The sequence below is a fragment of the Leisingera coralii genome (genome assembly GCF_049056525.1).
In the GTDB taxonomy this organism is placed as follows: domain Bacteria; phylum Pseudomonadota; class Alphaproteobacteria; order Rhodobacterales; family Rhodobacteraceae; genus Leisingera; species Leisingera coralii.
The window spans coordinates 60,949-81,476 of the sequence record NZ_JBHUPT010000002.1 but is presented as its reverse complement, the minus strand read 5'-3'; the positions used below and the strand labels follow the sequence as shown (position 1 = coordinate 81,476).

The window sequence follows — 20,528 nt, the reverse complement described above, 5'->3', positions numbered from 1 at the left end:
GAAACCCGCTTGCAGCAGTCCGGCGGCGGCGGCATTGTACCGCCATGACCACGCATACCGCGGCCTGCACGCTGAACTCACCGGATGAAACGGCCCGCTTGGCCGCAGAAATCGCCGGGGCCCTGCGCCCCGGCGATTGCCTGCTGCTGGAGGGGGTGATCGGTGCCGGCAAGACTCATTTTGCCCGCCACCTGATCCAGTCGCTGATGGAGGTGCCGGAGGATGTACCCTCCCCCACGTTCACGCTGGTGCAGACCTATGATGTGCCCGCCGGCGAGCTGTGGCACACCGATCTCTACCGGCTGTCCTCGCTGGATGAACTGGAGGAGCTGGGCCTGACCGAAGCGTTCGACTCCGCGATCTGCCTGGTTGAATGGCCCGACCGGCTGGCTGAGCTGACACCTCCCCACGCGCTGCACCTGACGCTGGCGCTGGACCCCGAACATGAAGACCGCCGCCATCTGACGCTCCGCTGGAGCGATCCGAAATGGCAGCCCCTGATGGAGCGCATCTGCGCATGACCGACCGCAAGACACTTTGCGAAACCTTCCTGTCCGCAACACCTTATGCCGGCTGGCAGCGCGGCCCGCTGGCCGGCGACGCCTCCAACCGCCGCTATGAGCGGCTGACCGGGGCCGATGGCGAAACCGTGGTGCTGATGGACGCCCCGCCGGAGAAGGGCGAGGATGTCCGCCCGTTCATCCGCGTCGCCGGCTACTTGCGGGACCAGGGCCTCAGCGCCCCGGAGATCCTGGCGCAGGACATCGAACACGGCTTCCTGCTGCTTGAGGATCTGGGCGACGATCTTTATGCGCGGGTCATCCTGCGCGAACCAGCACTCGAAAAGGAGCTTTATGAAGCGGCGACCGATGCGCTGGTTACGCTGCACCAGGCGCCGATGCCGGATCTGGAGCCCTATGGCCCGCGGATGATGGCGGAGATGTCCGGACTGGCGCTGTCAAAGTACCGCGCCGGCATCCTCGGCAGCCAGGATGCGGATCTGCAAGCCCGGTTTGAGGACATGTTCGAGGACATCCTGCGCGAAACCGTCAAGGGAGATCCGGTGCTGGTCCAGCGCGACTACCATGCCGAGAACCTGCTGTGGCTGCCGGACCGCGAGGGCGTCGCCCGCGTTGGCCTGCTGGATTTCCAGGACGCCCGCGCCGGCCACCCGGCCTATGATCTGGTGTCGCTGCTGGAGGACGCCCGCCGCGACGTGCCCGCCGGCATCGAAATGCAGATGATAGACCGCTATATTGCGGCTTCCGGCACCGCTGAGTCCGGCTTCCGCACCGCCTATACCGTGCTCGGCGTGCAGCGGAACCTGCGTATTCTCGGCGTCTTTGCCCGGCTCAGCATGGATTACGGCAAACCCCATTACGTGGATCTGATCCCGCGGGTCTGGGACCATTTCATCCGCGGGCTGGAGCACCCGGCGCTCGCCCGGGTGGCAGCTTTGCTGCACGAGAGCCTGCCGGCCCCCACCCCGGAAAATCTGGACAAGCTGAGGCCCTGATGCAGCGCTCCCCCGATGCCGTCATGCTGTTTGCCGCCGGCTTTGGCACCCGGATGCGGGAGCTGACCCGCGACAAGCCGAAACCGATGATCGAGGTGGCAGGCCGGCCGCTGATCGCCCATGCCCTGGAGCTCGTGCGCGAAGCAGGCCCGGCCCGCATTGCGGCCAACCTGCATTACAAGCCAGAGCCGCTGAAGGCCTTATTAGAGCCTGAAAACGTGCTCCTGAGCCTTGAGACGCCGGACATTCTCGACACCGGCGGCGGGCTGCGCCATGCCCTGCCGCTGCTGGGGGACAGCCCGGTTTTCACCATGAACACCGATGCCATCTGGAAAGGCCCGAACCCGCTGCAGCTGGCGCAAGAAGCCTGGGATCCGGAGCGGATGGATGCGCTGCTGGTTTGTGTGCCGCTGGACCGGGCCGTTGGCCGCACCGGCGGCGGAGATTTCTCGATGGACGCCGAAGGGCGCATCAGCCGCGGCGGCGATCTGGTCTATGGCGGGGTGCAAATCCTGAAAACGGAGGGGCTGCACCAGGTTGAAGACAAGGTTTTCTCCCTGAACGTGCTTTGGAACCAGATGGCCGCAGCGGACCGGCTGTTTGCGCTGGAATATCCCGGCCGCTGGTGCGATGTGGGCCATCCCGAGGGGATCACATTGGCCGAGGACCTGATTGCCGCAGATGATGTTTGAACCATCCGCCAAACCGCGCCTGTTTGCCGTTCCCTGCGGCGCCGATTTCCCCCGTGCGCTGGTCGAGGGCCTGCGCAACCGCAGCCAGGGCCTGCCGCCTGAGGCGCTGGCCAGGGCGGAGCTGATCGTCAACACCTCCCGCATGGCGCGCCGGGTGCGCAGCCTGTTTGATGCCGGCCCGGCCATGCTGCTGCCGCGGATGCTGCTGCTGACCGACTTGGCCCAGCGCGCCACGCTGGACGGCCTGCCGCCCGCCCTGCCCCCTTTGCGGCGCCGGCTGGAGCTGTCGCAGCTGATTGCGAAACTGCTGGACGCCCAGCCCGATCTCGCCTCGCGCGCCTCGCTCTATGACCTGTCCGACAGCCTGGCGGCGCTGATCGACGAGATGCAGGGCGAAGGTGTCAGCACCGATACGATCCGCGGGCTTGATGTCTCCGACATGTCCGGCCACTGGGCCCGGGCGCAGGCCTTCATCGGCATCGCGGACGAGTTCACCGGCCTGCATGAGGGCGCGATGGATGCCCAGGCCAGGCAGCGGCAGGTGGTGCTGAACCTGATTGAACAATGGCAACACACTCCCCCGCAGCATCCGGTGATCCTGGCCGGCTCCACCGGCTCACGCGGGACCACGCTGATGCTGATGGAGGCCATCGCGCGGCTGCCGCAAGGGGCTGTGGTGCTGCCCGGGTTCGACTTTGACCAGCCGGAGCATGTCTGGGCTGGGCTGGACGATCCGCTGATCTCGGAGGATCACCCGCAGTACCGGTTCTACAAGCTGATGAAGGATCTGGAGCTTGCGCCTTGCGACGTGCAGCCCTGGACAGAGACCCCGCCGGTCTCGCCCGAGCGCAACCGGCTGGTCTCGCTGGCCTTGCGCCCTGCCCCGGTCACCGACGCCTGGATGAGCGAAGGCCCGCTGCTGACCGGTTTGGACAAAGCCACCGAAAACGTCACCCTGGTCGAGGCCCCGAGCCCCCGCGCCGAGGCGCTGGCCATCGCGCTGCGCCTGCGGCAGGCGGCAGAGGACGGGCAGACCGCGGCGCTGATCACCCCGGACCGGATGCTGACCCGCCAGGTCTCCGCCGCGCTGGACCGCTGGGACATCCTGCCAGATGACTCGGCCGGCCAGCCGTTGCAGCTGTCGCCGCCGGGCCGGTTTCTGCGGCACGTGGCGGGGCTGTTCTGCAAACCGCTGGCCTGCGACAGACTGCTGACCTTGCTGAAACACCCGCTGACCCATGACGGCGCGGACCGCGGCAACCACCTGCGCCAGACCCGCGAGCTGGAATTGTCGCTCCGCCGAAACGGCCCCCCGTTCCCGGATGCCGCCGCCTTTGCCGCCTTTGAAAAGGGCCGTGAGCTGACACCGGGCTGGACCGGCTGGCTATCAGCCTGTTTCGCGGACCAGGAGATTGCCGGTACCCTGCCCCTGACGGACTGGGTCCAGCGTCTGCGCGACCTGGCCGAACGCATTGCTGCGGGCAGCCAAGCCGATGGCTCAGGTACCCTTTGGGACAAGAAGGCCGGCCAGGCCGCCCTCGCCTGCATCGAAAACCTGGAGGAGGAGGCGCCTTATGGCGGCGACATGACCGCCCGTGACTTCGCCGACCTGCTGGGCGCTCTGCTGAGCCAGGGTGAGGTCCGTGACCGCGATGCGCCTTATGGCTCGATCATGATCTGGGGCACACTGGAGGCGCGTGTGCAGGGTGCCGATCTGGTGATCCTTGGCGGCCTCAACGAAGGAAGCTGGCCCGAGGCCGCCAGCCCCGATCCCTGGCTGAACCGCCAGCTGCGCAACCAGGCGGGGCTCTTGCTGCCTGAACGCCGCATCGGCCTGTCGGCACATGACTTCCAGCAGGCAATTGCTGCGCCCGAGGTGTGGCTGACCCGCGCCGAACGCTCGGAAGAGGCCGACACCGTGCCCTCGCGCTGGCTGAACCGGCTGACCAACCTGCTATCCGGCCTGCCGGAACAGGGCGGTCGCACGGCACTTGACACCATGCGGGCCAAAGGCCGCCAATGGCTCGGCTGGGCGGAGGCGCTGGAGGAGCCGACGCCGATTTCGCAATATCCCCGCCCGTCCCCCTGCCCGCCGGTGGCGGCCCGCCCGCGGCGGCTTACGATCACCGAAATTCCGCGGCTGATCCGCGATCCTTATGCGATTTACGCGAAACATGTGCTGCGGCTAAAACCGCTCAACCCGCTGGTGCAAGAGCCCGACGCCCTGCTGCGCGGCATTGTTGTGCATGAGGTGTTCGAGCACTTCATCAAGGACGCCCAGGCCGACCCGTCCCTGCTGACGGCGGAGCAGCTGATCGGCAAGACGCGAGACCTACTGGAGACTCATGTGCCTTGGCCCGTCGCCCGCATCCTGTGGCACAGCCGCATCCGCAAGATTGCCGGCGATTTCATCCTGGCCGAGCAGGAGCGCCAAGCCCGCGCCAGGCCGGTTGCTTTTGAGGCCAAGGGCAGCGCCCGGCTGGATCCGCTGGATTTCACCATCGCCTGCCGCGCCGACCGGATCGACATGGACGACCGCGGCTTTCTGCATCTCTACGACTACAAGACCGGCACACCACCCAGCGAGGCACAGCAGAAGAAATTTGAAAAACAGCTGCTGATAGAGGCCGCCATGGCCGAGGAAGGCGCCTTTGACGACCTCGGTCCGGCGGAAGTGGCGCGTGCGCTGTTCATAGGATTGGGCAGTAAACTGAACGAAGTGCGCGCACCGCTGGAGGATGAGCCTCCCGCCAAGGTCTGGGATGAGCTGCGCACGCTGATCGGAGCCTATTTCGAGCCTAACCAAGGCTATTCCAGCCGACGCATGGTGCACCGCGACGACATCGCCGGCGATTATGACCACCTCGCGCGCTACGGCGAATGGGACCGCAGCGCCGAACCGCAGCCGGAGGATCTGGCATGACCATCCGCGACGCCGCCTCCGAGGCGCAGTTCCGCGCGGCCCGTCCCGATGCCTCCACATGGCTGGCGGCCAACGCGGGCTCCGGCAAGACCAAGGTGCTGACCGACAGGGTGGCGCGGCTGCTGCTGAAGGGCGTGCAGCCACAACATATCCTGTGCCTCACCTACACCAAGGCCGCCGCCAGCGAGATGCAGAACCGGCTGTTCAAACGGCTTGGCGAATGGGCGATGCTGGGCGATCCGGCGCTGATCGCAGCACTGACCGAGCTGGGGGAGGTCAACACCGCAGCCGGCGATCTGGCCAAGGCGCGCACCCTGTTTGCCCGCGCGATCGAGACGCCGGGCGGGCTGAAGATCCAGACCATCCACTCCTTCTGTTCCTCGCTGCTGCGCCGCTTCCCGCTGGAGGCCGGCGTCAGCCCGCAGTTTTCCGAGATGGACGACCGCGCGGGCCAATTGCTGCGGGCGGAAATCATGGAGGATCTTGCCCAAGGCACCGAGGTGCCGCTGGTCGATGCTCTGGCGCGCCATGTCAGCGACAGCGATTTCGAAACGCTCACGTCTGCCATCTGCCAGCGCCGCGCCGATTTCGGCGAGCCGCTGGACTGGAACGGGCTGCTGGACCTGTTCGGCCTGCCCGAAGGCTTTGACGAGGCCGCGCTGGAGGCGTTGGTTTTCCTGGGCGGCGAGGAAGAGCTGCTGCAGCGCACCCGCGGCATGCTGGGGCAGGGCGGTACAACCGATCAGAGGGCAGCGGCCAAGCTCGCCGGCATCACCAAGCCCACGCTCGCCGATCTGGACACACTCGAAAGCGTCTTTCTGACCGGCGCCAGCGCCAAGGAACCGTTCACCGCCAAAATAGACAAGTTCCCAACCAAGAAACTGCGCGAATCCCACCTGTCCCTGATGGATCAGCTGGAACCGCTGATGCGGCGGGTCGAGGATGCGCGCGCCAAACGCCTCGCCCTCACGGCCGCCCGCAAGAGCCACGACCTGCACCGCTTTGCTGCCGCCTTCCTGCCGGAATACGAGCGCCGCAAGCAGCTGCGCGGCTGGCTCGACTTTGACGACCTGATCCTGAAGGCCCGCCAGCTGCTGAACGATCCGAGCGTTGCTTCTTGGGTGCTCTACCGGCTGGACGGCGGCATCGACCACATTCTGGTGGACGAGGCGCAGGACACCAGCCCGGTGCAATGGGACGTGATCGAGAAGCTGGCGCAGGAATTCACCGCCGGCGAGGGCGCGCGCTCGGACGTGGAGCGCACCATCTTTGTGGTCGGCGACAAGAAGCAGTCGATCTATTCCTTCCAGGGCGCCGACCCGGATGCGTTCGACCGGATGCAGCAGGAGTTCGGCAACCGGCTGGCGGAAACCGGGGCAGGGCTGCAGGATGCTTCGCTTGATTTCTCCTTCCGTTCCTCCGCCGCGATTCTGAAACTGGTGGATCTGGTGTTCCGCGACAGCCCGCGAGCAGGTTTCCGCAAGGAGGCGCTGCACCGAGCCTTCAAGTCCGACCTGCCGGGCCGGGTGGACCTGTGGCCGGTGGTCGGCAAGGTCGAGGATGACGAGGACCCGGACTGGACCAGCCCCGTCGACCGCCCCAGCAGCCGCCATCACACGGTGATCCTGGCCGAACGCATCGCGCGTTCGATCAAGCAGATGATCGAAACCGGCGTCACCATCCCCGAAGACGGCCCGGAGCGCGGCACCTTTCAGCGCCGCCCGGTGCAGGCCGGCGACTTCCTGATCCTGGTGCAGCGCCGCTCCGATCTGTTCTCGGAGATCATCCGCGCCTGCAAGAAGGCCGAGCTGCCCATCGCCGGCGCCGACCGGCTCAAGGTAGGCGCTGAACTGGCGGTCAAGGATATCGCGGCACTGCTGCGGTTCCTGGCGCTGCCGGAAGACTCGCTGTCACTGGCGGAAGCGCTGAAATCGCCGCTGTTCGGCTGGACTGAGCAGGCTCTGTTTGACCTCGCGCACCGGCGGGAGGCGATGTACCTGTGGTCGGCTTTGCGCGAGCGGGCAGGGGAATTTCCCGAAACCATGGCGGTGCTGGATGACCTGCGCGCCAATGCCGATTTTCTTCGCCCCTATGACCTGATCGAACGCATCCTGACCCGCCACCGCGGCCGCCAGAAACTGCTGGGCAGGCTGGGGCCGGAGGCAGAGGACGGCATCAACGCGCTGCTGTCGCAGGCCCTAGCTTATGAGCGCACCGATGTGCCCAGCCTCACCGGTTTCCTAGTCTGGATGCAGACCGATGATCTGGAGATCAAACGCCAGATGGGGGCGGCCGGCAACATGATCCGGGTGATGTCGGTGCATGGCTCCAAGGGGCTGGAAGCGCCGATCGTGATCCTGCCGGACACTGCCAAACGGCAGGCACCGCGGGATGCGGAAATCATGCTGGCAGATGGTACTCCGGTCTGGAAACTGCCCAAGGACCAGATGCCGCCCGCGATGCTGACGGCCCGTGAAGCCGCGCAGGAGAAACTGCAGAACGAACGGCTGCGGCTGTTGTATGTGGCTCTGACCCGGGCGGAAAAATGGCTGATTGTCGCTGCCGCCGGCGAGGTGGGCGAGCAGGGCGACAGCTGGTACCGGCTGGCGGAGCGCGCCATGCGCGACGGCGGCGCAGTGGAATTCGACGCAGAGGGCGGCACCGGCCTGAGGCTGCAGCATGGCGATTGGGACGGCCTGCCGCTGGTCGTGCCTGAAGCACATGAAGTTGCGAAACATGAACTGCCGGAGGTCTTCACCCGCCCGGCCAAACCCTATGAAGCGCCGGCGCCGGCGCTCAGTCCTTCTGATCTGGGTGGAGCGAAGGCATTGCCCGGCGATCAGGGTCTCGACGAAGAGGCCGCCAAGGCCCGGGGCAGCCGGCTGCACCTGCTGCTGGAGCACCTGCCGGGCCGGCCGGAATCAGACTGGCCGCAGCTGGCACAGAACCTGCTGCAAGGGGGCGGCGATTGTGCAGAACTGCTGGGTGAAGCCTCCGCGGTTCTGCAAAATGCCGCCCTGGCGGATGTGTTTCATCCGGATACGCTGGCCGAGGTTCCTGTCACCGCTGACCTGAACGGCGCCCGCCTGCATGGCGTCATCGACCGGCTGAGCATCACCCCGGAGAAGGTCCTGGCGGTGGATTTCAAATCCAACGCCACCGTGCCGGCAGCGCCTGAACAATGCCCCGAGGGCCTGCTGCGGCAGATGGGGGCCTATGCCCATGCGCTGGCTCTGATCTATCCGGGCCGCACCATCGAAACCGCGCTGCTCTGGACCCGTACTGCCACCCTGATGCCGCTGCCGCACGACCTCGTGACTGCGGCATTGAAGCGGCAGTTGGAACCTTGACGATCGGTTAAGCCGTACCTAGGTTCCGACTCCAGTTGCCACACACTCATGGAGACATGCATATGTCCACCGTAGCCGTCACCGACGCCACTTTTGACGCCGAAGTCAAGAACTCCGATATCCCCGTTGTGGTGGATTTCTGGGCAGAGTGGTGCGGTCCCTGCAAACAGATTGGCCCGGCTCTGGAAGAGCTGGCCGCGGAACTCGGCGGCAAGGTGAAAATTGCCAAGGTCGACGTTGACAGCAACCCGAACTCCGCCGCCGCCATGGGCGTGCGCGGCATCCCGGCGCTGTTCATCTTCAAGGACGGCCAGGTGGTCTCGAACCGTGCCGGCGCTGCCCCCAAGGCCGCACTGCAGAGCTGGATCGAAGAGTCGATCTGAGCCTGATCCGGCTTCCGGATTTCAGAGGGCTGTCCCCGCGGGGACAGCCCTTTTTTTGTTTAACGGGCTCTGGTGTAGCGGCAGGCGCCAAACTGGCTCTTTCCTTTGCCCGGCCGCCCTGCAAGGGTCCCTCCCGGAACAGGTACAGGAGGCGACATGGCCAAGACACGGGTCCTGGTGGAATTCGGCATGGGCACATCGCTCAGGCGCGAAGACTACACCGAAGCCGCCCGCCGCGCGATCAGGGACGCGCTGTGGCACAATTCCGTCAACATGGCGGAACTGTTTGATTTCTCAAAAGAAGACATGATCATTGATGCCGAGATCGGGGTTCAGAGACCGGAGGCGGTGGACAAGGACGCGCTGCTGGAGATTTTCCCCTACGGCCGGCCCAGCATCCGCGTCGTTGAAGGCGGGCTCGACATTGAAAAGCCCCACGGCGGGCGCACGGTGATCGCCAATGCAGCGGTGATCGTGTCCTTTGATATGGAGGCCATAAAATGAGCGAAAAGCGCATCATCCTGGAAATGGGCACCGGCAACGACCTTTATGGCCAGGACTACACCAAGGCCGCCCGCCGCGCGGTGCAGGACGCCCTGCATCATTCGTCGATCACGCTGTTTTCCAAGCTGGGGATCGATCACAGCGAAATGCGGGTGGAGGTGACCATCGGCGTGCAGCAGCCGGAGGCGGTGGATTGCGATCTGGTGGCACGGGACCTGCCGCGCGGCCGCGCCAGCGTGCGCGCCGTCAAGGGCGGTTTGGACGTGGAAGATGACGGCGCCGGCTCCCGCCATGTGGTGGCCACAGCCGCAATCGAAGCCTGGCTGCCGGATCAGGCCGGCAAATACAAAACCAGCCCCCCGGAATGAACAAAGCCGCCCGTAACAGGGCGGCTCATTCAAGGGTTCTGGTCATCGGGGATCAGAACTTGGCGATGTCGGAACGGTCCAGGCCGATATCTGCCAGCTGGGCATCGGTCAGCTGCGCCAGAACCTTGCGGGTTTCGCGGGCTTCATACCATTCCACGATGGTGTTTTTGACGTTGGCCATTGCGTCGACCATACGGAGAACGGTGACTGCTCCGAGCGGCGCATGGATGTTTGCGGTCGTCATTTGCGCATATCCTTCTGAGAAACAGCCGACCCTGTGCCGGTTGTGAGCCTCATTTAGGATGCGGTGCCGAGTCCCGCAATTGCCGGTTCGACAGCCCCGATCTGCAATTTCTGCATAGCAGCGAACAGCGGCACAGGACCGGGAGCACCGCCGATCTCGACCGCTCTCTTGTGCCGGCGGGGGGATGGTTCCATATAGGGGGCAACCAAACGGAGACTTACATGGCAGACGATAAATTTCCTGGCTGGCACGGCACCACTATCATCGGTGTCAAGAAGGGCGGCCAGGTGGTTATTGCCGGCGACGGCCAGGTTTCGCTGGGGCAGACCGTGATCAAGGGCACCGCCCGCAAAGTGCGCCGCCTGTCGCCCGGCGGGTTTGACGTGGTGGCGGGCTTTGCCGGATCGACCGCTGACGCCTTTACCCTGCTGGAACGGCTGGAAGCCAAGCTGGAAGCCACCCCCGGCCAGCTGGCGCGGGCCAGTGTCGAGCTGGCCAAGGACTGGCGCACCGACAAATACCTGCAGAAGCTGGAGGCGATGCTGATCGTCACCGACGGCAGGGACATGTTCGTGATCACCGGCGCCGGCGACGTGCTGGAACCGGAACATGATGTGGCGGCCATCGGCTCGGGCGGCAATTTCGCCCTGGCAGCCGCCCGCGGCATGATGGACAGCGGCAGATCCGCTGAAGACGTGGCGCGGGACGCCATGGCCATCGCCGCCGATATCTGTGTCTACACAAATGGAAACCTGACCGTCGAAACCATCGGCGGCTAAGAATTTTAAGCAAAATTCTTAGCAAAACTTTTCTCAAAAGTTTTGCCCCCGGGAAAGGACTGACATGACCGATCTGACCCCCCGCGAAATCGTCTCGGAGCTGGACCGTTTCATCATCGGCCAGAAAGAGGCCAAGCGCGCCGTGGCCGTTGCCCTGCGCAGCCGCTGGCGGCGCAAGCAGCTGGACGACGATCTGCGCGATGAGGTGTATCCCAAGAACATCCTGATGATCGGCCCCACCGGCGTCGGCAAGACCGAGATCTCCCGCCGCCTGGCCAAGCTCGCGCGCGCGCCCTTCATCAAGGTCGAAGCCACCAAATTCACCGAGGTCGGCTATGTCGGCCGGGACGTGGAGCAGATCATCCGCGATCTGGTCGACAGCGCCATTGCCCAGACCCGCGAGTACATGCGCGAGGACGTGAAGGCCAACGCCCACAAGGCGGCGGAGAACCGGGTTGTGGAAGCCATCGCCGGCAGTGATGCCCGCGAAGCCACCCGCGAGATGTTCCGCAAGAAGCTGAAGGCGGGGGAGCTGGACGATACCGTGATCGAGCTGGACGTGGCCGACACCTCCAGCCCGATGGGCATGTTCGAGATCCCCGGCCAGCCCGGCGGCAACATGGGCATGCTGAACCTCGGCGATCTGTTCGGCAAGGCGATGGGCGGGCGCACCACCCGCAAGAAGATGACCGTCGCCGAAAGCTACGAGGTGCTGATCGGCGAAGAGGCCGACAAGCTGCTGGATGATGAAACCGTCACCCGCACCGCCCTGGAGTCGGTGGAGCAGAACGGCATCGTCTTCCTCGATGAGATCGACAAGGTTTGTGCGCGGCAGGAAACCCGCGGCGGTGATGTCAGCCGCGAGGGTGTGCAGCGCGACCTGCTGCCGCTGATCGAAGGCACCACCGTCAGCACCAAGCACGGGCCCGTCAAGACCGACCATATCCTGTTCATCGCCTCCGGCGCCTTCCACATCGCCAAGCCGTCGGACCTGCTGCCTGAACTTCAGGGCCGTCTGCCGATCCGGGTGAACCTGCGGGCGCTGACGGAAGAGGACTTTGTGCGCATCCTGACCGAGACCGACAACGCGCTGACGCGGCAGTACACTGCGCTGATGGGCACCGAAGAGGTTGAGGTCACCTTTACCGAAGACGGGATCGCGGCTCTGGCCAAGATTGCGGCCGAAGTGAACCAGACTGTGGAAAACATCGGCGCCCGGCGGCTTTACACTGTGATGGAGCGGGTGTTCGAGGAGCTGTCCTTTACCGCGCCGGACCGTTCGGGGGAGGCGGTGACCGTGGACGCAGCCTTTGTCGCGAAGAACCTGGGCGAGCTTGGCCGCTCATCCGATCTCAGCCGTTACGTGCTGTAAACCGCCAGTGCGGATTGCAGACGCTGGACATTGGCGGCAGGTGCAGTAGCCTGCCGTCAGTTCATTGAGGTGGGACGAGATGCAAGGGCTGCGCCTGATCTGCGGTGTGATGCTGGTTATTCTGGCAGCCTGTACCGACAGATCCTATTCTCCCACTGTTCCCGCAGCCCTGCACGTGGGCACCCCCAAGACCGTGTTCGCCGCCACCAACCGCGATCAGCTGCCGGATGGCACCTTTGGCGGCGAGCGGGCGGAAGGATTCAGCCTGCTTGAACTCACCGTTTCGATTCCGCCGGAACACACGCCAGGGTCCTTGAAATTCGGCTACAGGAACCCGGATCCCGTCACCGAATTTACCATGGCGGGCCGGAAGAAATTCGAAAGTGAAGCCGCCTTTGGCGCCCGATTGCGTCAGGAGCTGGCAAAGTTCCCGCCGAAGGAACGCGATGTCACCGTGTTTGTGCACGGCTTCAACTCCACCCAGGCCGAGACCGCATTCCGGGCGGCTCAGCTGACCCATGACATTGACGTCCCCGGCGCGACGGTCATCTATTCCTGGCCCAGCAAGGGGCGGCCGCTGGGCTATGCCTATGATGGTGACAGCGTGCTGTTCGCCCGCGACGGGCTGGAGCAGCTGCTGCGCAGACTGCGCGCGTCCGGCGCTGGCCGGGTGGTTGTGGTGGCCCATTCGATGGGCGGGCTGCTCGCGATGGAGACGCTGCGCCAGATCGAAATCCAGACCCCTGGGTGGACATCCCGGAACCTGGGCGGCGTGGTGCTGATGTCGCCGGATCTGGACATCGATGTGTTCAAGACCCAGATGCGCCGGTTCAAACAGGTGCCGCAACCGTTCCTGATCTTTGTCTCGCGCAAGGACAACGTCCTGACGCTGTCCCAGCGCCTGCGCGGGCTGGAAGGACGCGAGCGGCTCGGCAACCTTGAAAACATCGAAGAGCTCAGCAGCCTGCCGGTCGAAATCATCGACACCACCGCCTTTGCCGACGAGGCGGAGTCACAGCATTTTGTAACCGCCACCTCGCCGGCGCTGCTGGCCCTGCTGAACGGTGCGCGGCAAACCGCGGACACGTTTGCCGACGACCCGGAGCGTTTGCGGAGCATTCTGCCAGGTCAGATCGTCATTCGGGAGAATGCCATCAAGGTCGCGCTGTCGGGCAGGCCTGCGGACAACAGGTAACGGGCCAGCCCTCAGCGGTTGCGCCGCAGGTAAACGTAATAGGCGCCCGCGCCGCCGTGGCTGACGTGTGCCGGCGTGATCTGCAGTACCGCCTGCGCCAGGGGAGGCAGCGCCAGCCATTGCGGCACCTTGTGGCGCAGCACCCCGCGCGGCACCGGCATCGGGCCCGGCTCGTCGCGGTCCTTGCCCTTGCCGGTCACCACCAGCACCAGCCGTTTGCCGGAGGCCTGCGCCGACAGGATGAACCGGGTGAGGGCAGGGTGCGCGGTGTCGATGCGCATCCCGTGCAGGTCCAGCTTGCCTTCCGGCTTCAGCTTGCCGCGCTTCATACGGCGGAAGGCCTTCTCGTCCATCTGCAGCGGATCGCTGGCCAGGCTGCGGGCAATCGAAGGCTTCAGGTCATGCTTCACCGGCTTGGGTTTGGCCCGGCTGCCGACCTCAAACGGGTCCAGGCGCGGCTCTGGCTGCTTGACCGGCTTGGGTTTCGGCATCGGCGGGGCAGGCGGCGACGAATGGGCACCCGGGTGCAAACGCTCCGTGTGCTTTACGACCTTGTGCCAGAGGTCGATCTCGTCGCCTGTCAATTTCCGCCGTGTCATTCAAAGGTCTTCCGGCAGCATCGCATAGGCCCGCTGGATCGGCAGCAGCACCACCATCCGGCCCGGGTCTTTCATCGTGCCGGCGGCCTCGCCGGCCTCGTCGCCGGTGCCGACAAAGATGTCGGCCCGCTGCGCGCCCTTGATGGCGGAGCCGGTGTCCTGCGCCACCATCAGCCGGCGCAGTGGCATATGGCCGTCCTTTTCCACCCAGACCGGCGCCCCCAGCGGGGTATAGGCGGGATCGGCGGCAATGGTGCGCATTGGCGTGACCGAGCGGTTCATGGCGCCAAGCGGGCCCTTGGAGGCCGCAACCTTCCGCACCTCTCGGAAGAAGACATAAGACGGGTTGTGAAACAGCAGTTCCTTGCCATCCACGGGGTTGCGCCGGACCCAGGATTTGATCACCTGGGCGCTGACCTGATGGGCGTTGTAGACGCCGCGGCGCACCAGTTCCTTGCCGATGGATTTATAGGGGTGGCCGTTGGCGCCGCCATAGCCGACGCGGATCGTGGAGCCATCCGGCAGGCGGATCCGGCCGGAACCCTGGATCTGCAGAAAGAACAGCTCCACCGGGTCATCCACCCAAGCGATTTCCAGCCCGCGGCCCTGCATCACATCGCCGGTCAGGATATCGCGGCGCGGCAGCCACAGACCGGTGCGGCGCGCCTCGGGCGGCATCTTGTAAACCGGATAGCGGAAGCGGCTGGTCGGGTAGCGGGAGCCGTTCAGTTCCGGCTCGAAATAGCCGGTGAACAGGGCAGGGTTGCCGTCCTCGATCAGCACCGGGCGGAAAAACAGCTCAAAAAACGCCCGGGCCCCGTCCGGCGGCTGCGACTGGGCGGCCTTGCACAGGGCGGCCCAGTCGGGGTCCTTCAGATCCTTGCAAGTTCCCAGAAACACCTGCAGCGCCTGGGCGTGGTCATCCTCTGCCCAACCATCGAGCTGTTCAAAGTCCAGGATACTGGACACGGTCTCTGATTGCGCCCCGGAGGCGGTCATCGCGGCACCTGCAATTGCAGCCGCCCCAAGTGCCCCCCGAAGCGCCGCAATCATGCGTCCGTCGCAACCAGCTGCCAGTTGGGGTCGTCGCTGCCCATGTTGCGGGCAAAGACCCAAGTGTCTTTTTGACGTTTGATCGCCTTGGGGTCGCCCTCGACGATATCGCCGCCGCGGTCGCGGACCACCGAGGTCATCTCGGCGACAAAGCGCATGGTGATTTCGGCGCGGCCGCTCTGCGGTTCGAACTGCGCGTCAACCAGGGTGGTTTCCCGCACGCCGATGAAGTCGGCCTCAATCTTGTAGCCCTTATCCTCGCGCTGCGCGACGGCATCCACGAAGCTGTCAAAGACATCCTCCGCCAGGAACGGCTGGATATCGTCCAGGTTGCCATGCTCAAAGCCCATCAGGATCATCTCATAGGCACCGCGCGCGCCCTGCACGAATTCCTGCACCTGGAAGGAGGGCTCGGCCCGTTTCATTGCCGCCAGCGCCTGCGCCTGCTGGCTGCCTTCCGCCACATAATCGGTGATGTCGCGGTCCGGGCCGCCCTCGATCACCTCCAGATCCGGGCGGCGGCCCCGGGCTTCGGATTGCGGCAGCGGCGGCTTTTCAAAGCCTTCGCGCGTTCCGAGCACGCTTTTCAAGCGCAGGATCAGAAACACAGCAATACCGGCCAGAACCAAAAGCTGAATCACAGGCGACTCCATGGATACCTCATGCTAGGCGTTCGTGCTTTGTTTGAAACCAAAGCGGTCACGTCTTATGTAGGTGACGGGCGGGAGCAAGTCTACCGCCCGGGTGTATGATCTCAAGGAAACCCCCGATGTATCTCTTGCTGGCCTTTCTGATGGTTCCCATCGTTGAAATCGCTTTGTTTATTCAAGTTGGCGGCGCCATCGGCCTGTGGCCGACCCTGGCCATTGTGGTTCTGACCGCGGTGCTGGGCACCTGGCTGGTGAAAACCCAGGGCCGCATGGCGATGGGGCAGCTGAGATCCTCGTTCCAGCAACTGTCTGATCCGGCAGAGCCTTTGGCCCATGGCGCCATGATCCTGGTGGCCGGCGCCCTGCTTTTAACCCCGGGCTTCTTCACCGATGCCGTCGGCTTTGCGCTGCTGATGCCGCCGGTGCGGCTGGCGGTTTACCGCTACCTGCGCGCCCGTGTCACAGTGGCGCAGTTCCAGATGGGCCCCGGCAGCATGCAGGGCCGCCACTATCCCGGAGCGGCCGGCCGGCCCGACGACATCATCGATGGCGATTACGAAGATGTGACACCGGCAGACCGGCGCGGCGGTCCCTCCGGCTGGGTTGACGGTCCCCGTTGAGGAACCCGGACCAAGCTGGTAAGCACGGTCCAAAGCATATTTTCAGGAGTATCTACATGGCCGAAAACGGCGAAGCCCAGCAGCAGCCGCAAGTCCAGATGAACATTCTGGGCCAGTTCATCCGCGACATGTCGTTCGAAAACGTGATGGCGCAGAAAGGCACCGGCGGCGAGGTTCAGCCCGACGTCAGCGTGCAGGTGAACCTGGATGCGAAAAAGCGTTCGGCTGAGAACCAGTACGAGGTTGTCACCAAGCTGACCGTCGAGTCCAAGAACAAGGAAAGCGGCAACGTCCTGTTCGTGCTGGAGCTGGAATATGTCGGCGTGTTCAACATCGTCGGTGTGCCGGAAGACCAGCTGCACCCGTTCCTGCTGATCGAATGCCCGCGCATGACCTTCCCGTTCCTGCGCCGTATCGTGTCCGACGTGACCCGCGACGGCGGCTTCCCGCCGCTGAACCTGGACAACATCGACTTTGTCGCGATCTACCGCAACGAGCTGGCCCGCCGCCAGCAAGAGGCTGCGGCCGCTGCAACGCCGCAGTAAGGTTCAAACTTTCGAGACAAAAAAACGCCGCTGGGTTTCAGCGGCGTTATTCTTTTGGCGCCTTGCCCGCGATCAGGACGCCTTCCACAAGGCCTCATCACCCAGCTTGGCCACAAACGCCTCATGCGCGGCCAATTCCTCTGCGGTGATCCGTGCGGGCAGGGGAGTTGAGCGCGGCAGCGGGCGCCAGTCATCCTCGACCTGCGCCGAGCTGGAGGAAGATTGGGCAGACAAGCCGAAGTCCGGCTGCCGCCCGCCGATCAGCTCCAGATAGACATCCGCCAGGATTTCGGAGTCGAGCAGCGCGCCGTGCAGGGTCCGGTTGGTGTTGTCGATGCTGAAACGGCGGCACAGCGCATCCAGCGTTGCCGGCGAGCCCGGGAACCGCTTGCGGGCCATCGCCAGCGTATCGAGCGCCTGGTCCATTGGCAGTTTCGGCAGGCCCATCCAGTCCAGTTCCGCATTCAGGAACTTCATGTCGAAGCTGGCGTTGTGGATGACCAGAATGGAGTCCTGCACGAAATCGAGGAATTTCTGCCCGATCTTGGCAAAGACCGGTTTGTCCCGCAGCGTCACCGCGCCGGGTTCGGGGTTTTGCGGCGGCTCCAGCAGGTCGGGGCCGATGCCGTGGACCGAAAACGCCTCAGCCGGCATCGAGCGTTCCGGGTTGATATACTCGTGGAACGTTTTGCCAGTGGGCATGTGATTATACAGCTCCACCGCACCGATCTCGACAATCCGGTCGCCGGAGAACGGATCAAACCCGGTGGTTTCGGTATCAAGAACGATTTCACGCATGGCTTAGTTTGCTCCTGATATCTGCGAGGATCTCTGCCACCTGCGCCTCGGCATGTTCGAGCGTGTCCGTCTCGATCACATAATCGGCGCGGGCCATCTTCTCCTCAATCGGCATCTGTTTTTGCAGGATATGCCGGAACTGCTCAAGCGTCATTGTTCCGCGGTCAAGAACCCGCTCCTGCTGGGTCTTTGCATCTACCGTGACGCAGGCCACGGCATCCATTTCCGCGTTGCCGCCGGTTTCAAACAAGAGGGGGATGTCAAAGACCAGGATGTCGCTCTGCTCTTGCGCCCGGAACGCAGCCCGGTCCAGGGCGACAAGCGGATGCACGATTGCTTCGATCTGCCTCAAGGCCTGCGGATTTGCACCGATGATCCGTTTCAGCGCAGCCCGGCAAACTTCTCCGTCCTCGATGGCATCCGGAAATGCGGCTGCCATCGGCTGAACGGCGGCCCCACCCCTGCCATACAGCCGGTGAACGGCCGCATCCGCGTCCCAAACCGCGCAGCCCTGATCGGCAAACAGCTTTGCCGTCGTGCTCTTGCCCATGCCGATGGAGCCGGTGAGGCCGAGGTTGAAGCTCATCTCAGCGCCGCCGCCCGTGTCGCGGCATCCACCTCGGGCCGGTGGCCGAACCAGCGCTCGAACCCGGGCACCGCCTGATGCAGCAGCATGCCCAGCCCGTCGACCACGGTGCAGCCGGCTTCCTCCGCCGTTTGCAGCAGATCCGTCTTAAGGGGCGCATATATCAGGTCGGTCACCACGGCATTGGATTGCAGACCGTCCAGCGGCACCCGCAGGCGCGGCTTGCCAACCATGCCCAGCGAGGTGGTGTTCACGATCAGCTTGCCTTCCTCGATCGCGTTGCCGGCCTGAACCCAATCCACAACCCGGATCCGGCTGCCAAAATCCTTCTGCAGCTGATCTGCCCGTTCACGGGTGCGGTTGCTCAGCAGGATCTCCGGCACGCCGGCCTCCATCAGCGAGGCAACCACTGCACGGCAGGCGCCGCCGGCCCCAAGCACAACGGCCGGACCGGACTGCGGATCCCAGTCAGGTGCGCCCTGGTGCAGATTGGTGATAAAGCCGTAGCCGTCAGTATTGTCGGCCAGGATCGTCCTGTCCTGGCGGAAAATCAGGGTGTTTGCCGCGCCGATCAGTTTGGCCCGGTCGGTGACCTTGTCGGCAATCTCCATCACCGCCTCTTTGTGCGGAATGGTGACATTGGCGCCGACGAACCCCATTTTCGGCATCGTCCGGATGGTCTCCGCCAGGTCCTCGGGCTCCACGTGCATCGGGACATAATGCCCGGCGATGCCGTGCGATTTCAGCCAGTGGCCATGCAGTTGCGGGGATTTGGAATGCGCAACCGGACAGCCGATCACGCCGGCGAGCGGGATTTTTGCTTCTGTCATTGCTCGATTACCCCTTGCAGTCCCAGGTAACTGATAAGCTCCATCAGCGGCAATCCCAAGACATTAAAGTAACTGCCCTCGATGGAGGCGAACAGCCGCACGCCTTCTTCTTCCAGCTTGTACGCTCCCACAGCATGGCGGATGCTGTCCCAATTCCGTGCAACATAGTCCTCCAGATAGGCGTCAGAGCATTTGCGCATCACCAGCCTGACCTGCCCGACATGACGCCAGACCGGCTCACCATCCCGATAGATCACGGCTGCCGACAACAGCATATGCCGCTTGCCCCGCATCTCCTTCAGCTGGGCCAGCGCGACCTCTTCACTTGCCGGCTTGGAAAGAATTTTTCCTTCAAAATCAAGTACCTGATCACATCCTATCACCAGACGTCCCGGATGTTTGCTGCTGATCTTGCGCGCCTTGGCCTCTGCCAGCGCATCGGCGATGTCCCGCGGCGGCGCTTCCTCTGCCAGCAGCGCGGCCTTGATCGCCTGCTCATCCAGACGCGGCACATCCGTTTCGAATTCGATCCCGGCCTGGCGCAGCAGATGCGCCCGGATTTCGGAACCAGAAGCCAGCACTATGTGGGCAGTCATGTGGAAAACCCCGTGGGAAAGAAGCAGACGGTTTCAGGACGTTTTGTATGGTTTTCCGCGCTCAAGTAAAGACTCCAGGGGTTGACGCAAATCCCGGGATTCAGCCCGCTGAGTCGTCCTTTGTGAGTCAGGATAACTTTGAATCCGTGGATATGCCGGCTCTCCCCGGATCATCCCGCTGTTATCCCCAAGCACGGGAAAGTAAAGAGATCCTTAACACGCCTTATTTTTCTGGCGCCGGCGAGGAAACCAGGACTCCTGTCCCATCCAAGCTGGAATCTTATCCCTGCTGGGGATAAGCGGGGGAGGATTCACTTATCCACCGGAATCCACGCACACTACAAAAACATCATCCTTCTAATATTCATTTAATTATTAGGGTGATCAGATCTGACCCGGGAGAACTGCCCATGGACCTGAGCGACGTGATGTTCACGCTCTACCCATATGCCAAGTCGCTGCACATCATGGCGGTGCTCAGCTGGATGGCCGGTCTTTTCTATCTCCCCCGTCTGTTCGTGTATCACGTGGAGCACGCTGAGAATGTACAGGAAGCAATCCCGATCTTCCTCACCATGGAAGAGAAGCTCCTGAGGATCATCATGCGGCCTGCCATGTATGTGTCCTGGGCCGCAGGGCTGTTTATCGTGCTGACGCCAGGAATCGTCGACTGGAGCTATGTCTGGCCCTGGACCAAGGGGGTGTCGGTGATTGCCATGACCTGGTTCCATCATTGGCTGCTGTTCCGCTACCGCGATTTCAAAGAAGGGCGGAACAGGCTGACAGGCCGGCAGTTCAGGCTGATGAACGAGGTGCCCACGGTGCTGATGCTGGTGATTGTGGTTTCCGTCATCTTCAAATTCTAGCGCAGAGGCGCAGAAACAGGCCCGGCAGCGCCTGAACGCTTGCAGCCGGCGTTTGACTC

22 protein-coding genes are annotated in these 20,528 nt (G+C 64.0%); 14 read left to right on the top strand and 8 right to left on the bottom strand.

Features of this window, described 5'->3' with window-relative positions:
• Nucleotides 1–44: 44 nt before the first annotated feature.
• The 8 genes from tsaE to ACFMBG_RS00825 all read left to right on the top strand — a co-directional run bounded on the left by tsaE (nt 45) and on the right by ACFMBG_RS00825 (nt 9,736).
• Entirely contained in the window at nt 45–521 is a 477-nt protein-coding gene (gene tsaE, locus ACFMBG_RS00860) for a tRNA (adenosine(37)-N6)-threonylcarbamoyltransferase complex ATPase subunit type 1 TsaE (RefSeq protein ID WP_421052846.1), read from the top strand.
• A complete protein-coding gene (locus ACFMBG_RS00855; protein ID WP_421053072.1) occupies nt 518–1,516 on the top strand; it encodes an aminoglycoside phosphotransferase family protein in 999 nt (332 codons plus the stop codon). Before tsaE ends, ACFMBG_RS00855 begins: the two co-directional genes overlap by 4 nt.
• Nucleotides 1,516–2,208, top strand: coding sequence for a nucleotidyltransferase family protein (locus ACFMBG_RS00850; protein ID WP_421052845.1), 693 nt, complete (start codon nt 1,516–1,518; stop codon nt 2,206–2,208). Before ACFMBG_RS00855 ends, ACFMBG_RS00850 begins: the two co-directional genes overlap by 1 nt.
• Complete coding sequence (addB, locus tag ACFMBG_RS00845; RefSeq protein ID WP_421052844.1) at nt 2,198–5,131, top strand: double-strand break repair protein AddB; 2,934 nt, start codon at nt 2,198–2,200, stop codon at nt 5,129–5,131. The genes ACFMBG_RS00850 and addB overlap by 11 nt, the downstream gene beginning before the upstream one ends.
• A complete protein-coding gene (gene addA, locus ACFMBG_RS00840) occupies nt 5,128–8,481 on the top strand; it encodes a double-strand break repair helicase AddA (RefSeq protein ID WP_421052843.1) in 3,354 nt (1,117 codons plus the stop codon). Before addB ends, addA begins: the two co-directional genes overlap by 4 nt.
• A gap of 62 nt (nt 8,482–8,543) precedes the next feature.
• Entirely contained in the window at nt 8,544–8,864 is a 321-nt protein-coding gene (gene trxA, locus ACFMBG_RS00835) for a thioredoxin (protein WP_421052842.1), read from the top strand.
• A gap of 156 nt (nt 8,865–9,020) precedes the next feature.
• On the top strand, nt 9,021–9,368 hold the full coding sequence (locus tag ACFMBG_RS00830) for a Lin0512 family protein (RefSeq protein WP_421052841.1): 348 nt from the start codon (nt 9,021–9,023) through the stop codon (nt 9,366–9,368).
• Nucleotides 9,365–9,736 carry a Lin0512 family protein gene (locus tag ACFMBG_RS00825; RefSeq protein ID WP_421052840.1) on the top strand — a complete coding sequence of 124 codons (372 nt, stop codon included), beginning with the start codon at nt 9,365–9,367 and terminating at the stop codon, nt 9,734–9,736. Before ACFMBG_RS00830 ends, ACFMBG_RS00825 begins: the two co-directional genes overlap by 4 nt.
• Nucleotides 9,737–9,788: 52 nt before the next feature.
• On the opposite strand, the gene ACFMBG_RS00820 is transcribed toward ACFMBG_RS00825, so the two are convergent.
• Nucleotides 9,789–9,980, bottom strand: coding sequence for a DUF1127 domain-containing protein (locus ACFMBG_RS00820; protein WP_421052839.1), 192 nt, complete (start codon nt 9,978–9,980; stop codon nt 9,789–9,791).
• Between the two features lie 221 nt (nt 9,981–10,201).
• Here ACFMBG_RS00820 and hslV point away from each other — a divergent pair, with 221 nt between their 5' ends.
• The 3 genes from hslV (at nt 10,202) to ACFMBG_RS00805 (ending at nt 13,326) form a co-directional block, all read left to right on the top strand.
• On the top strand, nt 10,202–10,759 hold the full coding sequence (gene hslV / locus ACFMBG_RS00815; protein ID WP_421052838.1) for an ATP-dependent protease subunit HslV: 558 nt from the start codon (nt 10,202–10,204) through the stop codon (nt 10,757–10,759).
• 64 nt (nt 10,760–10,823) lie between these two features.
• Entirely contained in the window at nt 10,824–12,131 is a 1,308-nt protein-coding gene (hslU, locus tag ACFMBG_RS00810; protein WP_421052837.1) for an ATP-dependent protease ATPase subunit HslU, read from the top strand.
• 79 nt (nt 12,132–12,210) lie between these two features.
• Nucleotides 12,211–13,326, top strand: coding sequence for an alpha/beta hydrolase (locus tag ACFMBG_RS00805; protein ID WP_421052836.1), 1,116 nt, complete (start codon nt 12,211–12,213; stop codon nt 13,324–13,326).
• An 11-nt stretch (nt 13,327–13,337) separates the two neighbouring features.
• Here ACFMBG_RS00805 and ACFMBG_RS00800 read toward each other — a convergent pair whose 3' ends face one another.
• From ACFMBG_RS00800 to ACFMBG_RS00790, 3 genes are read right to left on the bottom strand one after another with little or no spacing between them, the layout of a single operon-like run.
• Nucleotides 13,338–13,925 carry a Smr/MutS family protein gene (locus ACFMBG_RS00800; RefSeq protein ID WP_421052835.1) on the bottom strand — a complete coding sequence of 196 codons (588 nt, stop codon included), beginning with the start codon at nt 13,923–13,925 and terminating at the stop codon, nt 13,338–13,340.
• The gene (gene mltA, locus ACFMBG_RS00795) at nt 13,926–14,978 is read right to left on the bottom strand and encodes a murein transglycosylase A (protein WP_421052834.1); all 1,053 of its coding nucleotides are present in this window, start codon (nt 14,976–14,978) and stop codon (nt 13,926–13,928) included.
• Complete coding sequence (locus ACFMBG_RS00790; protein ID WP_421052833.1) at nt 14,975–15,631, bottom strand: Tim44/TimA family putative adaptor protein; 657 nt, start codon at nt 15,629–15,631, stop codon at nt 14,975–14,977. Before ACFMBG_RS00790 ends, mltA begins: the two co-directional genes overlap by 4 nt.
• A 116-nt stretch (nt 15,632–15,747) precedes the next feature.
• Here ACFMBG_RS00790 and ACFMBG_RS00785 point away from each other — a divergent pair, with 116 nt between their 5' ends.
• Nucleotides 15,748–16,248 (top strand): FxsA family protein, encoded by a 501-nt coding sequence (locus tag ACFMBG_RS00785; protein ID WP_421052832.1) that lies wholly within the window; start codon nt 15,748–15,750, stop codon nt 16,246–16,248.
• Nucleotides 16,249–16,304: 56 nt separating this feature from the next.
• Nucleotides 16,305–16,793: a protein-export chaperone SecB gene (gene secB, locus ACFMBG_RS00780; protein ID WP_421052831.1), complete on the top strand. Its 489-nt coding sequence runs from the start codon at nt 16,305–16,307 to the stop codon at nt 16,791–16,793.
• 72 nt (nt 16,794–16,865) lie between these two features.
• On the opposite strand, the gene dnaQ is transcribed toward secB, so the two are convergent.
• Genes dnaQ through ACFMBG_RS00760 form a run of 4 tightly spaced genes read right to left on the bottom strand, consistent with a single transcriptional unit; the run spans nt 16,866 to nt 19,603 of the window.
• Nucleotides 16,866–17,591, bottom strand: coding sequence for a DNA polymerase III subunit epsilon (gene dnaQ / locus ACFMBG_RS00775; protein WP_421052830.1), 726 nt, complete (start codon nt 17,589–17,591; stop codon nt 16,866–16,868).
• Nucleotides 17,584–18,177: a dephospho-CoA kinase gene (gene coaE / locus ACFMBG_RS00770; protein WP_421052829.1), complete on the bottom strand. Its 594-nt coding sequence runs from the start codon at nt 18,175–18,177 to the stop codon at nt 17,584–17,586. Before coaE ends, dnaQ begins: the two co-directional genes overlap by 8 nt.
• Nucleotides 18,174–19,007 (bottom strand): shikimate dehydrogenase, encoded by an 834-nt coding sequence (locus ACFMBG_RS00765; RefSeq protein ID WP_421052828.1) that lies wholly within the window; start codon nt 19,005–19,007, stop codon nt 18,174–18,176. The genes coaE and ACFMBG_RS00765 overlap by 4 nt, the downstream gene beginning before the upstream one ends.
• Nucleotides 19,004–19,603: a Maf family protein gene (locus ACFMBG_RS00760; RefSeq protein ID WP_421052827.1), complete on the bottom strand. Its 600-nt coding sequence runs from the start codon at nt 19,601–19,603 to the stop codon at nt 19,004–19,006. Before ACFMBG_RS00760 ends, ACFMBG_RS00765 begins: the two co-directional genes overlap by 4 nt.
• A gap of 410 nt (nt 19,604–20,013) precedes the next feature.
• On the opposite strand from ACFMBG_RS00760, the gene ACFMBG_RS00755 reads away from it, so the two are divergent.
• Entirely contained in the window at nt 20,014–20,469 is a 456-nt protein-coding gene (locus ACFMBG_RS00755; protein WP_421052826.1) for a CopD family protein, read from the top strand.
• The last annotated feature ends 59 nt before the right edge of the window (nt 20,470–20,528 follow it).

What these genes read in the sequence shown, in the direction of transcription:
- trxA (WP_421052842.1), top strand. Translation starts at nt 8,544, where the DNA reads ATGTCCACCGTAGCCGTCACCGACGCCACTTTTGACGCCGAAGTCAAG.
- addA (WP_421052843.1), top strand. Translation starts at nt 5,128, where the DNA reads ATGACCATCCGCGACGCCGCCTCCGAGGCGCAGTTCCGCGCGGCCCGT.
- ACFMBG_RS00820 (WP_421052839.1), bottom strand. Translation starts at nt 9,980, where the DNA reads ATGACGACCGCAAACATCCATGCGCCGCTCGGAGCAGTCACCGTTCTC.
- ACFMBG_RS00800 (WP_421052835.1), bottom strand. Translation starts at nt 13,925, where the DNA reads ATGACACGGCGGAAATTGACAGGCGACGAGATCGACCTCTGGCACAAG.
- tsaE (WP_421052846.1), top strand. Translation starts at nt 45, where the DNA reads ATGACCACGCATACCGCGGCCTGCACGCTGAACTCACCGGATGAAACG.
- mltA (WP_421052834.1), bottom strand. Translation starts at nt 14,978, where the DNA reads ATGATTGCGGCGCTTCGGGGGGCACTTGGGGCGGCTGCAATTGCAGGT.
- ACFMBG_RS00785 (WP_421052832.1), top strand. Translation starts at nt 15,748, where the DNA reads ATGTATCTCTTGCTGGCCTTTCTGATGGTTCCCATCGTTGAAATCGCT.
- ACFMBG_RS00805 (WP_421052836.1), top strand. Translation starts at nt 12,211, where the DNA reads ATGCAAGGGCTGCGCCTGATCTGCGGTGTGATGCTGGTTATTCTGGCA.
- coaE (WP_421052829.1), bottom strand. Translation starts at nt 18,177, where the DNA reads ATGAGCTTCAACCTCGGCCTCACCGGCTCCATCGGCATGGGCAAGAGC.
- ACFMBG_RS00850 (WP_421052845.1), top strand. Translation starts at nt 1,516, where the DNA reads ATGCAGCGCTCCCCCGATGCCGTCATGCTGTTTGCCGCCGGCTTTGGC.
- ACFMBG_RS00790 (WP_421052833.1), bottom strand. Translation starts at nt 15,631, where the DNA reads ATGGAGTCGCCTGTGATTCAGCTTTTGGTTCTGGCCGGTATTGCTGTG.
- hslU (WP_421052837.1), top strand. Translation starts at nt 10,824, where the DNA reads ATGACCGATCTGACCCCCCGCGAAATCGTCTCGGAGCTGGACCGTTTC.
- secB (WP_421052831.1), top strand. Translation starts at nt 16,305, where the DNA reads ATGGCCGAAAACGGCGAAGCCCAGCAGCAGCCGCAAGTCCAGATGAAC.
- ACFMBG_RS00760 (WP_421052827.1), bottom strand. Translation starts at nt 19,603, where the DNA reads ATGACTGCCCACATAGTGCTGGCTTCTGGTTCCGAAATCCGGGCGCAT.
- ACFMBG_RS00765 (WP_421052828.1), bottom strand. Translation starts at nt 19,007, where the DNA reads ATGACAGAAGCAAAAATCCCGCTCGCCGGCGTGATCGGCTGTCCGGTT.
- ACFMBG_RS00755 (WP_421052826.1), top strand. Translation starts at nt 20,014, where the DNA reads ATGGACCTGAGCGACGTGATGTTCACGCTCTACCCATATGCCAAGTCG.
- dnaQ (WP_421052830.1), bottom strand. Translation starts at nt 17,591, where the DNA reads ATGCGTGAAATCGTTCTTGATACCGAAACCACCGGGTTTGATCCGTTC.
- ACFMBG_RS00855 (WP_421053072.1), top strand. Translation starts at nt 518, where the DNA reads ATGACCGACCGCAAGACACTTTGCGAAACCTTCCTGTCCGCAACACCT.
- ACFMBG_RS00830 (WP_421052841.1), top strand. Translation starts at nt 9,021, where the DNA reads ATGGCCAAGACACGGGTCCTGGTGGAATTCGGCATGGGCACATCGCTC.
- addB (WP_421052844.1), top strand. Translation starts at nt 2,198, where the DNA reads ATGATGTTTGAACCATCCGCCAAACCGCGCCTGTTTGCCGTTCCCTGC.
- ACFMBG_RS00825 (WP_421052840.1), top strand. Translation starts at nt 9,365, where the DNA reads ATGAGCGAAAAGCGCATCATCCTGGAAATGGGCACCGGCAACGACCTT.
- hslV (WP_421052838.1), top strand. Translation starts at nt 10,202, where the DNA reads ATGGCAGACGATAAATTTCCTGGCTGGCACGGCACCACTATCATCGGT.